The sequence below is a fragment of the Streptomyces antimicrobicus genome (assembly GCF_020532625.1).
Taxonomy (GTDB): Bacteria; Actinomycetota; Actinomycetes; order Streptomycetales; family Streptomycetaceae; genus Streptomyces; species Streptomyces antimicrobicus.
Genome location: NZ_JAJAUY010000053.1, coordinates 25237 through 37738, shown reverse-complemented (window position 1 = coordinate 37738; position 12502 = coordinate 25237). Strand labels below are relative to the sequence as shown.

Annotated in this window: 11 protein-coding genes; 9 read left to right on the top strand and 2 right to left on the bottom strand. The window is 72.8% G+C overall.

The genetic code is table 11. The features are described from left to right. The 3 genes from LG632_RS15600 to LG632_RS15590 all read left to right on the top strand — a co-directional run. Positions 1-753, top strand: a 753-nt coding sequence (locus LG632_RS15600; RefSeq protein ID WP_226727748.1) for a helix-turn-helix domain-containing protein, incomplete at its 5' end; no start/stop codon positions are given. 165 nt (positions 754-918) lie between these two features. After that, positions 919-2076, top strand: a complete 1158-nt coding sequence (locus LG632_RS15595) for an acyl-CoA dehydrogenase family protein (RefSeq protein ID WP_226727745.1) — start codon at positions 919-921, stop codon at positions 2074-2076. Positions 2077-2082: 6 nt separating this feature from the next. Next, the gene (locus LG632_RS15590) at positions 2083-2964 is read left to right on the top strand and encodes an acyl-CoA thioesterase (RefSeq protein WP_226727742.1); all 882 of its coding nucleotides are present in this window, start codon (positions 2083-2085) and stop codon (positions 2962-2964) included. A 68-nt stretch (positions 2965-3032) separates the two neighbouring features. Here LG632_RS15590 and LG632_RS15585 read toward each other — a convergent pair whose 3' ends face one another. Together LG632_RS15585 and LG632_RS15580 are read right to left on the bottom strand one after the other, a co-directional pair. Then, complete coding sequence (locus tag LG632_RS15585) at positions 3033-3830, bottom strand: phosphatase (protein ID WP_226727740.1); 798 nt, start codon at positions 3828-3830, stop codon at positions 3033-3035. Between the two features lie 69 nt (positions 3831-3899). After that, the gene (locus LG632_RS15580) at positions 3900-4475 is read right to left on the bottom strand and encodes an SACE_7040 family transcriptional regulator (RefSeq protein ID WP_226727737.1); all 576 of its coding nucleotides are present in this window, start codon (positions 4473-4475) and stop codon (positions 3900-3902) included. Between the two features lie 100 nt (positions 4476-4575). Between LG632_RS15580 and LG632_RS15575 the strand changes: the two genes are divergently transcribed. From LG632_RS15575 to LG632_RS15550, 6 genes are all read left to right on the top strand, one after another. Beyond that, positions 4576-6192, top strand: coding sequence for a carboxyl transferase domain-containing protein (locus tag LG632_RS15575; RefSeq protein WP_226727736.1), 1617 nt, complete (start codon positions 4576-4578; stop codon positions 6190-6192). Positions 6193-6206: 14 nt separating this feature from the next. Beyond that, complete coding sequence (locus tag LG632_RS15570; RefSeq protein WP_226727735.1) at positions 6207-8204, top strand: ATP-binding protein; 1998 nt, start codon at positions 6207-6209, stop codon at positions 8202-8204. Beyond that, positions 8201-9145: a hydroxymethylglutaryl-CoA lyase gene (locus LG632_RS15565; RefSeq protein ID WP_226727734.1), complete on the top strand. Its 945-nt coding sequence runs from the start codon at positions 8201-8203 to the stop codon at positions 9143-9145. Before LG632_RS15570 ends, LG632_RS15565 begins: the two co-directional genes overlap by 4 nt. A gap of 7 nt (positions 9146-9152) precedes the next feature. After that, positions 9153-10313, top strand: a complete 1161-nt coding sequence (locus LG632_RS15560) for an acyl-CoA dehydrogenase family protein (RefSeq protein ID WP_226727731.1) — start codon at positions 9153-9155, stop codon at positions 10311-10313. A gap of 133 nt (positions 10314-10446) precedes the next feature. Further along, complete coding sequence (locus LG632_RS15555) at positions 10447-11472, top strand: ABC transporter substrate-binding protein (protein ID WP_226727729.1); 1026 nt, start codon at positions 10447-10449, stop codon at positions 11470-11472. A gap of 5 nt (positions 11473-11477) precedes the next feature. Next, positions 11478-12365 carry a siderophore-interacting protein gene (locus LG632_RS15550; RefSeq protein WP_226727727.1) on the top strand — a complete coding sequence of 296 codons (888 nt, stop codon included), beginning with the start codon at positions 11478-11480 and terminating at the stop codon, positions 12363-12365. Positions 12366-12502 lie beyond the last annotated feature (137 nt).

The following is a 12502-nucleotide window of genomic DNA, read 5'->3' as shown; positions in this document are numbered from 1 at the left end:
GGCCCGGCCACGGCGACCGACCAGGCCGGGGGCTGGCACCTGGCCGCCTACGCGCTGGACCGGCCCGCCGCCCTCGGCACCGCCACGCCCGTGCGCACGCCCGGGGACCACACCGTGGCCTCGGTCGCGGCCGTGCTGCTGACCCTGCTCACCGCCGAACGGCCCGCCGGCACCGAGGCCGCGGCCCTCACCCGGCTGCTCCTCGGCGGCTCCCCGGCCGAGGTGCTGGGACCGGGCCCCTGGTACGTCGTCCACGCCCGGGGCGGCTCGGACCCGAGGGGCCTGGCCGCCGCGCTGGGCACCGTACTGCTGGACGCCGACGGGCCCGGCGCCGTACGGCTGCTCACCGAGCGGGAGCCGGTCGCGCAGCCCGGCTGGCGGCTCGGGGTGGCCGCCCCGGCCGGTCCGGCGGCCCTGGCCCCGGCCGACGCGCAGGCCCGGCGGGCCCTGGACCGGGCCGAGGCGGCCCGGATCCCGCTGGCCCGGCACACCGAACCGGGCCTGGCGCGACTGGTCGGCGCGGCCGAGGCCCGGGCCTACGCCGAGGCGCTGCTCGGCCCGCTGACGCCCGCGCTGCGCGCGACCCTGCGCGCCTGGCTGGCGCACCACGGCAGCTGGGACCGCTCGGCCGCGGCACTGGGCGTGCACCGCAACACCGTCCGGCAGCGGATCGGGCGCTGCGCGGCCCTGCTGGAGCGGGACCTCGACGATCCGGACGTGCGCATGGAGCTGTGGTTCGCCCTGTCGCGGTGACCGCACCGGTCGCGGGGGCGTTCGGGAGGCCGGTCACGTGCTTTGCGGGGCTCTGCGGTATGGACAGCGTCGGTGACTGCCGGGTAACTTATTCTGAGCAAGCGCTTAGACATATCAGCTCAGGCGCGGGTTCCCAGGACACGACAGGCATCGAGGAGGCGGCTCGTGCGCCGTACCGTATTCAACGAGGACCACGAGGCGTTCCGCGAGACCATCCGCGCCTTCATCGAGGCCGAGGTCGTGCCCGTCTACGACGAGTGGTTCGCCGCCGGCCAGGCGCCGCGCGACTTCTACTACAAGCTCGGCGAGCTGGGCGTCTTCGGCATCAACGTCCCCGAGGAGTTCGGCGGCGCGGGCCTGGACACCCACAAGTTCGAGGCCGTCCTCTATGAGGAGACCTCCCGCGCCGGTGTGAACTTCGGCGGCTCCGGCGTGCACGTGCTGCTCGCCCTCCCCTACATCAAGATGCTCGCCACCGACGAGCAGAAGAAGCGCTACCTCCCGAAGTTCGTCACCGGTGAGGAGATGTGGGCGCTGGCGATGACCGAGCCGGGCACCGGCTCCGACGTCGCGGGCATGAAGACCACCGCCAAGCTCTCCGAGGACGGCACGCACTACGTCCTCAACGGCGCCAAGACCTTCATCACCGGCGGTGTGCACGCCGACCGCGTGATCGTCTGCGCCCGCACCTCCGCCCCGTCGGCCGAGGACCGCCGCTTCGGCATCTCGCTCTTCGCCGTGGACACCAAGTCCGAGGGCTACTCCATCGGCCGCAAGCTGGACAAGCTGGGCCTGAAGACCTCCGACACCGCCGAGCTGGCGTTCGTCGACGTCAAGGTCCCGGTCGAGGACCTGCTCGGCGAGGAGAACAAGGGCTTCTACTACCTCGGCGCCAACCTGCCGTCCGAGCGCTGGGGCATCGCCTTCGGCGCCTACGCGCAGGCCGCGGCCGCGGTCCGGTTCGCGCAGCAGTACGTCACCGAGCGCACCGTGTTCGGCAAGCCGGTCGCCCACTTCCAGAACACCAAGTTCGAACTGGCCTCCTGCCAGGCCGAGGTGGACGCCGCCCAGGCCGTCGCCGACCGCGCGCTGGAGGCCCTGGACGCCGGTGAGCTGACCCCGGCCGAGGCCGCCTCCGCCAAGCTGTTCTGCACCGAGGTCGCGCACCGCGTCATCGACCGCTGCCTCCAGCTGCACGGCGGCTACGGCTACATGAACGAGTACCCGATCGCCCGCCTGTACGCCGACAACCGCGTCAACCGCATCTACGGCGGCACCAGCGAGGTCATGAAGTCCATCATCGCCAAGTCGATGGGCCTGTAAGTCCTCTTGAACGACGCACTGAAGGATCTCCTCGATCTGCTCGACCTGGAGCAGATCGAGGAGAACATCTTCCGGGGCACCAGCCGCGCGTCGCTGATTCCGCGGGTCTTCGGCGGGCAGGTCGCGGCCCAGGCGCTGGTCGCGGCCGGCCGGACGGTGCCCGCGGACCGCACCGCCCCGCACTCGCTGCACTCGTACTTCCTGCGCACCGGCGACCCGGGTGCGCCGATCGTCTACACGGTCGACCGGATCCGCGACGGGCGTTCCTTCACCACCCGCCGGGTGGTCGCCGTCCAGCACGGCCAGCCGATCTTCCACCTGTCGGCGTCCTTCCAGGCGTCCGAGGAGGGGCTCGACCACCAGGTCGCCATGCCCCCGGCACCGGACCCGGAGACCTTGCCGACCGCGGCGGAGGCGCTGCCCGGCTACCGGGAGCTGTTCAAGGACCCCGGCACGGTCGAGCGGCTGCTGGCGGCGCGCGCCGCCGTCGACCTGCGCTACGCCACCACCCCGCCGTGGGGCACCATCGGCGAACCGGTGGAGCCGCGCTCGCAGGTCTGGTTCCGCACGGCCGGCAAGCTGGAGGCGGACGATCCGCTGCTGCACACGTGCCTGGCCACGTACGTCTCGGACATGACCCTGCTGGACTCGGTGCTGCTCGCCCACGGCCGGGGCGGCTGGGCGGTCGGCGACGTGGTGGGGGCCTCGCTGGACCACGCGATGTGGTTCCACCGCCCCTTCCGCGCCGACGAGTGGCTCCTGTACGACCAGGACTCCCCCACCTCCCACGGCGGCCGGGGCCTGGGCCAGGCCCGCATCTGGACCCAGGACGGCCGGCTGGTGGTCACGGTGATCCAGGAGGGCGTGGTCCGCGTCCCCCGCGCCTGACGCCCGCTTCGCGACCGCGGTCGCGGCGGCGCTCGCAGCCCGCCCGGCACGGCGGCCACCCGCGTGGGCTACTGCCCGAGCAGGCCCGCCGTGTGCAGGAGGTAGGCGACCATCGGGTCGTAGTGGCGGGGGTCGCGGACGTGGTCGTCCAGGGGTACGGCCACCTGGAGGGTGCCCTCGGCCTCGCCGAGGAAGAGTGCCGGGTCGTTGCAGTCCGCGTAGCCGACGGCGTCCAGGCCGCGCTGGGCCGCGCAACCGGCCCAGCCGTGGTCGGCGACGACCAGGTCCGGCAGCGGGCGGCCCTCGGCGGCGAGGGCGTCCAGGATCGCCGCCATCGGCGCGGGTGAGTGGGTGTGCCACAGCGTGGCGCCCCGCTCCAGCACGGCGACGTCGGCGAACTGCCACACCGATCCCTCGTCGGCCGTCAGACCGGAGGGGATGACCACGATCTCGCAGCCGGCCGCGCGCAGCGCCGCCGCCGTGGCCCGGTGCACGTCGAGCAGGCCGCCCGGGTGACCGGTGGCGAACAGCACGCGCTGCTGGTCCAGCGCCGCCTTGTGCAGCCGGGCGGCCATCCGCTCCAGGCCGTCCACGGTCAGTTCCGGGTCGATGGTGTCCTGGCCGACCCGGTGGACGGGGTCGTCCACCACGCCCACGCGCTCGGCCATCACCGCGAGCACGTCCTGCTCGTCGGTCCAGCGGTCGCCCAGGTCCAGGCCCAGCCAGTAGTGGCGGTCGCCGTTGGCCAGCTTCCGGTAGTGCGAGAGGTTGTTCTCGCGGGGGGTCGCGACCTGGCCCGCGATGCGGGTCTGGATCAGGTGGTCGATCAGTGCGGCGCGGCTCGGGACGGGCGTCTCTATCGGCATGGGGCTCATTCTGCCGTCGCCCGGCCGGAGCCGCCGGTTCCGTCCGCCGTCCGGACGCGTCGCCCTCGGCTACGACAGCGCCCCGAACGCCCCGTGCGCGAGCCGCCGCAGCAGCGACTCCGTCGCCTCCCGCCCGAGCGAGCCCAGGTGCGGGGTGGAGTTCAGCAGGCCGAAGACCGCGTGCACGGCGACCCGCGCCTGGGACTCCTGCGCCGTCGGGTGCAGCGCCCGTACGACCTCCACCCACAGCTCGACGTACTGCCGCTGGAGCTGGCGCACCAGCTTGCGGTCGTCCGGGCGCAGCCGGTCCAGCTCGCGGTCGTGCAGGGTGATCAGCGCCCGGTCGTCCAGGGCGAAGTCGATGTGGCCGTCGATGAGGGAGGCCAGGACGGCCGCGGGGTCCCCGGCGGCCTCCGCCACCCGGTGCCGGCCGCCGGTCAGCAGCCGCTCGCTGATGCCCACCAGCAGCTCGGCCAGCATGGCGTCCTTGCCGGCGAAGTGCCGGTACAGCCCGGGCCCGCTGATGCCCACGGCGGCGCCTATCTCGTCCACGCCCACACCGTGGAACCCGCGCTCGGCGAAGAGGCGCGCGGCCTCGCTCAGGATCTGCTCGCGCCGGGTGGGGGCGACCGCTCTGCTGCTCATGGCAATCCATTCTAGACAGGGCCGTTAGCGCTCGTTAACCTGATGCCCACAAGCGTTAACGGTGATTAACCCAGGTGCACGAGCAAGGGAGCTCGAAGCGATGCAGCAGGCACCGGTGCTTCACAGCGCCGCCGACCCGGCGTCCGAGGCCTGGCGGACCAACGAGGCCGCCCACCAGGAGCTCGCCCAGGGCCTGCGCGCCCGTCTCGACGCGGCCCGCCTGGGCGGCGGCGAGAAGGCCCGCGCCCGGCACACCGCCCGCGGCAAGCTGTTGCCCCGGGACCGCGTGGACACCCTCCTCGACCCCGGCTCCCCCTTCCTGGAGCTCGCCCCGCTGGCCGCCGAGGGCATGTACGGGGGCGCCGCCCCGGCCGCCGGGGTGATCGCGGGCATCGGCCGGGTCAGCGGCCGCGAGTGCGTGATCGTCGCCAACGACGCCACGGTCAAGGGCGGCACGTACTACCCGATGACGGTCAAGAAGCACCTGCGGGCCCAGGAGGTGGCCCTGGAGAACCGTCTCCCCTGCCTCTACCTGGTGGACTCCGGCGGTGCCTTCCTGCCCATGCAGGACGACGTCTTCCCCGACCGCGAGCACTTCGGCCGGATCTTCTACAACCAGGCCCGGATGTCCGGCGCCGGGATCCCGCAGATCGCCGCCGTGCTCGGCTCCTGCACCGCCGGCGGCGCGTACGTCCCGGCGATGAGCGACGAGGCGGTCATCGTGCGCGGCCAGGGCACGATCTTCCTGGGCGGCCCGCCGCTGGTGAAGGCCGCCACCGGTGAGGTCGTCACCGCCGAGGAGCTCGGCGGCGGCGAGGTGCACAGCCGGGTCTCCGGCGTCACCGACCACCTCGCCGAGGACGACGCCCACGCCCTGCGGATCGTCCGGAACATCGTGGCCACCCTGCCCGAGCGCGGCCCGCTGCCCTGGCCGGTCGAGCCGGTCGAGGAGCCGAAGGTGGACCCGTACGGGCTCTACGGCGCGGTCCCGGTCGACTCCCGCACCCCCTACGACGCCCGCGAGATCATCATGCGGATCGTGGACGGCTCCCGCTTCCAGGAGTTCAAGGCGGAGTTCGGCACCACGCTGGTCACCGGCTTCGCCCGGATCCACGGCCACCCGGTCGGCATCGTCGCCAACAACGGCATCCTGTTCTCCGAGTCCGCCCAGAAGGGCGCGCACTTCATCGAGCTGTGCGACCAGCGCGGCATCCCGCTGCTGTTCCTCCAGAACATCTCCGGCTTCATGGTCGGCCGCGACTACGAGGCCGGCGGCATCGCCAAGCACGGCGCCAAGATGGTCACGGCGGTCGCCTGCACCCGCGTGCCGAAGCTGACGGTCGTGGTCGGCGGCTCCTACGGCGCGGGCAACTACTCCATGTGCGGCCGGGCCTACAGCCCCCGCTTCCTGTGGATGTGGCCGAACGCCAAGATCTCGGTCATGGGCGGCGAACAGGCCGCCTCCGTGCTCGCCACGGTCAAGCGCGACCAGATCGAGGGCGCCGGCCAGCAGTGGTCCGCCGAGGAGGAGGACGCCTTCAAGGCGCCGATCCGCGCCCAGTACGAGGAGCAGGGCAACGCCTACTACGCCACCGCCCGGCTCTGGGACGACGGGGTCATCGACCCGCTGGAGACCCGGCAGGTGCTGGGTCTGGCCCTGACCGCCTGCGCCAACGCCCCGCTGGGCGAGCCCGGCTTCGGCATCTTCCGGATGTGAGGGACGCGAAACCGATGTTCAGCACTGTCCTTGTCGCCAACCGTGGCGAGATCGCGGTCCGCGTGGTGCGGACCCTGCGCGCGCTGGGCGTCCGTTCGGTCGCCGTCTTCAGCGACGCGGACGCCGACGCGCGGCACGTCCGGGAGGCGGACACGGCCGTCCGGATCGGCCCGGCGGCGGCGGCCGAGAGCTATCTGTCGATCCCGAAGCTGATCGACGCGGCCCGGCGCACCGGCGCCGAGGCCGTCCACCCCGGCTACGGCTTCCTCGCCGAGAACGCCGAGTTCGCCCGCGCCTGCGCCGACGCCGGGCTCGCCTTCATCGGGCCGCCCGCCGAGGCGATCTCGCTGATGGGCGACAAGATCCGGGCCAAGGAGACGGTCCGCGCGGCGGGCGTGCCGGTGGTGCCCGGTTCCTCCGGCAGCGGCCTGACCGACGCCGAACTCGCCGCCTCGGCGGCGGAGATCGGCATGCCGGTGCTGCTCAAGCCCTCGGCGGGCGGCGGCGGCAAGGGCATGCGCCTGGTGCGCGACGCCGCCCTGCTGGCCGAGGAGATCGCGGCGGCCCGGCGCGAGGCCCGGTCCTCCTTCGGCGACGACACGCTGCTGGTGGAGCGGTGGATCGACCGCCCCCGGCACATCGAGATCCAGGTGCTGGCCGACGCCCACGGCAACGTGGTGCACCTGGGCGAGCGCGAGTGCTCGCTCCAGCGCCGCCACCAGAAGGTGGTCGAGGAGGCCCCGTCGGTCCTGCTGACGCCCGAGATCCGGGCCGCGATGGGCGAGGCGGCCGTGAACGCCGCCCGCTCGTGCGGCTACGTCGGCGCGGGCACGGTGGAGTTCATCGTGCCGGGCGGGGACCCGTCCTCGTACTACTTCATGGAGATGAACACCCGCCTCCAGGTGGAGCACCCGGTCACCGAGCGGATCACCGGGCTGGACCTGGTCGAGCAGCAGCTGCTGGTCGCGGCCGGGGAGAAGCTGGCGTTCGGGCAGCAGGACGTGCGCCTGGACGGGCACTCCGTCGAGGCGCGGATCTGCGCCGAGGACCCGGCCCGCGGCTTCCTGCCGTCCGGCGGCCGGGTGCTCGCCCTGTCCGAGCCGGCCTCGGACACGGTCCGTACGGACTCCGGTCTGACCGCGGGTGTGGACACCGGCAGCACCTACGACCCCATGCTGTCGAAGGTCATCGCCTGGGGCCCGGACCGGGCGGCGGCCCTGCGGTCGCTGCGCGCGGCGCTGGCGGACACGGTGATCCTGGGCGTCCAGACCAACACCGGTTTCCTGCGCCGGCTCCTGGCGCACCCGGCCGTCGTGGCGGGCGACATGGACACGGGCCTGGTCGAGCGGGACCTGCCGGACCTGCTGCCCGAGGGCGTCCCGGCGGAGGTGTACGCCGCGGCGGCGCTGCTGGCCGCCGCGCGGCCCGGTGGCCCCGCCGAGGGCTGGGCCGACCCGTTCGGCGCCGCCGACGGCTGGCGCCTGGGCGGCACCCCGGCCTGGACCGTGCACCACTTCCGCGTCCCGGGCCAGGACCCGGTCACGGTCCGCACCCGCCGCCGGGGCCCGGAGCTGGAGCTCGCCCTCGACGGCGCGGCCCCGGTCCGCGGCCGGATCGTGGACCGCACCCCCGACCGGCTCACCGTCGAACTCGACGGCGTCACCCACCGCTTCGCCCACGTCCGCTCCCCGGAGGGCCGCTGGCTGGGCCGGGACGGCGACTCCTGGCACGTCCAGGCGTACGACCCGGTCGAGGCGAACCTGAGCGGGCGGGGCCATGCCGGGGCCGACACGCTGGCGGCGCCGATGCCCGGCACCGTCACGGTGGTGAAGGTGGCCGTCGGCGACAAGGTGGCCGCCGGTCAGAGCCTGCTGGTGGTGGAGGCGATGAAGATGGAGCACGTCATCTCCGCCCCGCACGCCGGCACCGTCGCCGAGCTCGACGTCAGCCCCGGCACCACGGTGGCCATGGACCAGGTGCTGGCCGTGGTGACCCCCGAGGAGGAGCAATGACCGGCCTGCCCATGACGGTGCCCGCGGACGGGCTGCCGGCCCGGGTGCGGATCCACGAGGTCGGCGCCCGCGACGGCCTGCAGAACGAGAAGTCCGCGGTGCCGACCGAGGTGAAGGCGGAGTTCATCCACCGGCTGGCCGCCGCCGGCCTGACCACGATCGAGGCCACCAGCTTCGTCCACCCCAAGTGGGTGCCCCAGCTGGCGGACGCCGAGGAGCTGATGCCTCGGCTGAGGGACCTCGGGCACGTGGCCCTGCCGGTGCTGGTGCCCAACGAGCGCGGTCTGGAGCGGGCGCTGGCGCTCGGCGCCACCCGGATCGCGGTCTTCGGCTCGGCCACCGAGACCTTCGCCGCCCGCAACCTCAACCGGACGGTGGCCGAGTCGCTCGCCATGTTCGAGCCGGTGGTGGCGCGTGCGAAGGCAGCCGCCGACGGACCCGTGCACGTGCGCGGCTACCTGTCGATGTGCTTCGGCGACCCGTGGGAGGGCCCGGTCCCGGTCGACCAGGTGGTCCGCGTCGCCAAGGCACTGCTCGACCTCGGCTGCGACGAACTGAGCCTGGGCGACACCATCGGCGTCGCCACTCCCGGGCACGTGCGGACCCTCCTGGCCGCGCTCGACCAGCAGGGCGTCACCACCGACCGCATCGGCGTGCACTTCCACGACACCTACGGCCAGGCCCTGTCGAACACCCTGGCCGCCCTCCAGCACGGGGTGACCACCGTCGACGCCTCCGCGGGCGGTCTCGGCGGCTGCCCGTACGCCAAGAGCGCCACCGGCAACCTCGCCACCGAGGACCTGGTGTGGATGCTCGACGGCCTCGGCATCGAGACCGGGGTCGACCTGGCCGCCCTCACCGCCACGAGCGTGTGGATGGCCGAACGGCTGGGCCGGCCCAGCCCCTCCCGTACCGTCCGCGCCCTCTCCCCCAAGGAGTAGTCCCCTCATGTCCCTCGACCACCGGCTCACCCCCGAGCACGAGGAACTCCGCCGCACCGTGGAGGAGTTCGCGCACGACGTCGTCGCCCCGAAGATCGGCGACTTCTACGAGCGCCACGAGTTCCCCTACGAGATCGTCCGCGAGATGGGCCGCATGGGCCTGTTCGGCCTGCCGTTCCCCGAGGAGTACGGCGGCATGGGCGGCGACTACCTGGCGCTCGGCATCGCCCTGGAGGAGCTCGCCCGGGTCGACTCCTCGGTGGCCATCACCCTGGAGGCCGGCGTCTCCCTGGGCGCCATGCCGCTGTACCGTTTCGGCACCGAGGAGCAGAAGCAGCAGTGGCTGCCCAAGCTGTGCTCGGGCGAGATGCTCGGCGCGTTCGGGCTGACCGAGCCGGGCGCGGGCAGCGACGCCGGCGGGACCCGCACCACCGCCGTCAAGGACGGCGACGAGTGGGTGATCAACGGCTCGAAGTGCTTCATCACCAACTCCGGCACCGACATCACCGGTCTGGTCACCGTCACCGCCGTGACCGGCCGCAAGGCCGACGGCCGCCCGGAGATCTCCTCGATCATCGTGCCCTCGGGCACCCCCGGCTTCACGGTGGCGGCGCCGTACTCGAAGGTGGGCTGGAACGCCTCCGACACCCGCGAGCTGTCGTTCGACGGCGTCCGGGTGCCGCTGGCCAACCTGGTCGGCGAGGAGGGCCGCGGGTACGCGCAGTTCCTGCGGATCCTGGACGAGGGCCGCGTCGCCATCGCCGCGCTGGCGACGGGGCTGGCGCAGGGGTGTGTGGACGAGTCGGTGAAGTACGCCAAGGAGCGGCAGGCGTTCGGCCGCCCGATCGGTGACAACCAGGCCGTCCAGTTCAAGCTGGCGGACATGGAGATGCGGGCGCACATGGCCCGGATCGGCTGGCGGGACGCCGCCTCCCGGCTGGTGCACGGCGAGCCGTTCAAGAAGGAGGCGGCGATCGCCAAGCTGTACTCCTCGACGGTCGCCGTGGACAACGCCCGCGAGGCCACGCAGATCCACGGCGGGTACGGCTTCATGAACGAGTACCCGGTGGCCCGGATGTGGCGCGATTCCAAGATCCTGGAGATCGGCGAGGGCACCAGCGAGGTTCAGCGCATGCTCATCGCGCGCGAACTGGGCTTCGCGGGCTGAACCTTCCGCGACGTGCGGCGATCGATGCCGGGGCGTTACTTAGGCCCCCCTTACCGGGCGCTCTGAGGTTAGGCTAACCTTCGTCCCGAACGGCTCAAAGCCGCCCCGGCAACGCACGAAAGCGGACACAGACATGCCCCAGTCCCGAGCGACCCTCCTCACCCGTCGTGGCATCCTCGCCGCCGGCGGTGCCCTCGCCCTCGGCGGCGCCCTGGCCGCCTGCGGTGGCAAGAAAGAGGGCTCGGGCTCGGGCGGCGGCGACGGCAAGGCCTGGAGCTTCAAGGACGACCGCGGCACGGACGTGACCGCCAAGTCGACCCCGAAGAACATCGTCGCGTTCGTCGGAACGGCCGCCGCCCTGTACGACTTCGGCGTCAAGGTCAAGGGTGTTTTCGGCCCGACGAAGACCGCCGACGGCAAGGCCGACGTCCAGGCCGGCTCGATGGACATCTCCAAGGTCGAGATCGTCGGCAACGTCTACGGCGAGTTCAACATCGAGAAGTACGCGTCCTTGAACCCCGAGCTGCTCGTCACCAACATGTGGGTCAAGGACGACCCGTGGTACGTGCCGGCCGAGTCCAAGGACAAGATCCTGGGCATGGCGCCGAGCGTCATGCTCTTCGCCGGCCCGGACACCACCATCCCGGCCGCCATCGCCCGCCACGCCGAACTGGCCGCGTCCCTGGGCGCCGACCTCAAGGCGTCCTCGGTGACCTCCGCCAAGGAGCGCTTCGAGAAGGCCGCCGAGCGCCTGCGCTCCGCCGCGAAGGCCAACCCGGGCCTGAAGGTCCTCATCGGCTCCGGCTCCGCCGAGCTGTTCTACGTCTCGGTGCCGAAGATGAGCGCCGACACCAAGTACTTCCAGGAGCTCGGCCTGACCTTCGTCGAGCCGACCCCGAACGCCGAGGGCTTCTTCGAGGAGCTGTCCTGGGAGAACGCCGGCAAGTACCCGGCCGACATCATCATGCTGGACAACCGCACCGGCACCCTCCAGGACGCCGAGCTCAAGGCGGGCAAGCCCACCTGGGCGGGCCTGCCGGCCGTCAAGGCGGGCCAGGTCGTCTCCCGCGTCACCGAGCCGATCTTCTCCTACGACAAGTGCGCCAAGCTCCTGGAGGACCTGGCCACCGCGGTCGAGAAGGCCAAGAAGGTCAGCTGACGGCCATGGCCGACTTCGCCTTCTTCGAGCTCGACGTCGTGCGCACCCTGCGGCTCGGGCACTCGTTCCTGCGCGTCACGTTCGGCGGCGAGTCCCTCGCGGGCTTCCGCTCGGGCGGCTTCGACCAGAGCCTGTCGCTCTTCCTGCCGCCGGCCCACCGGAAGGACACGGTGCTCCCGTCCACGGACGAGGACACCTGGTTCGCCGCCTGGCGGGGCGTCCCGGACGAGGAGCGGCCGGTCATGCGGTCGTACACCGTGCGCGAGCAGCGCACCGCCGACGACGGCTCGGTCGAGGTCGACATCGACTTCGTCCTGCACGAGGACGCCTCCGGGGACGGGACCGGCTCGCCGGCCGCCCACTGGGCGGGCCGCGCGGAGCCCGGCATGCGGATCCTGGCCATCGGCCCGACCGTCGCCGAGAACAAGTCGGTCCGCTTCCAGCGGCCGGCCGACGCGGACCTGACGCTGCTGTTCGCGGACGAGACCGCGCTGCCCGCGGCGGCGGCCGTCCTGGAGCGGCTGCCGCGGGACGCGCGGGTCGTGGCCTGGTTCGAGGTGCCGCACGCGGACGACCGGCTGGAACTGGCCGCGCCCGCGGGCGCGGACATCACCTGGATCGTGCGCGAGGACACGGGCGCCGGCCGCACCGAGCGGGTGCTGGACGTGCTGCGGGCGGCCGAACTGCCGCCCGCCGAGGCCCCGTACGCCTGGATCGCGGGCGAGGCCGGCACCGTGCGGGCGGTGCGCCGCCACCTGGTGCAGGAACGTTCCATCGACCGCCGCTCGGTGCGTTTCACCGGGTACTGGCGGCTCGGCGCCAGCGAGGAGCAGCTGCTCGCCGAGGCGTACGCGGGCCGGGCGCCCAGCGAGGAGCCCGACTCCGCGCTGTAGCGGGGCCGTTCGCCCGCACCTCACGGCACTTTCGTACGAAGAGGCCCCGGCATCGCGCCGGGGCCTCTTCGTTTGGAATCGAACTTAGGTTAGGCTAACCTAAGCCTCGCAAGTCACCCCCACCTCTTCCCTGCCCG

Bases quoted from the DNA above. Each gene is read 5' to 3' on its own strand.
- LG632_RS15550 (WP_226727727.1), top strand. From the start codon at position 11,478: ATGGCCGACTTCGCCTTCTTCGAGCTCGACGTCGTGCGCACCCTGCGG.
- LG632_RS15565 (WP_226727734.1), top strand. From the start codon at position 8,201: ATGACCGGCCTGCCCATGACGGTGCCCGCGGACGGGCTGCCGGCCCGG.
- LG632_RS15560 (WP_226727731.1), top strand. From the start codon at position 9,153: ATGTCCCTCGACCACCGGCTCACCCCCGAGCACGAGGAACTCCGCCGC.
- LG632_RS15580 (WP_226727737.1), bottom strand. From the start codon at position 4,475: ATGAGCAGCAGAGCGGTCGCCCCCACCCGGCGCGAGCAGATCCTGAGC.
- LG632_RS15585 (WP_226727740.1), bottom strand. From the start codon at position 3,830: ATGCCGATAGAGACGCCCGTCCCGAGCCGCGCCGCACTGATCGACCAC.
- LG632_RS15570 (WP_226727735.1), top strand. From the start codon at position 6,207: ATGTTCAGCACTGTCCTTGTCGCCAACCGTGGCGAGATCGCGGTCCGC.
- LG632_RS15575 (WP_226727736.1), top strand. From the start codon at position 4,576: ATGCAGCAGGCACCGGTGCTTCACAGCGCCGCCGACCCGGCGTCCGAG.
- LG632_RS15555 (WP_226727729.1), top strand. From the start codon at position 10,447: ATGCCCCAGTCCCGAGCGACCCTCCTCACCCGTCGTGGCATCCTCGCC.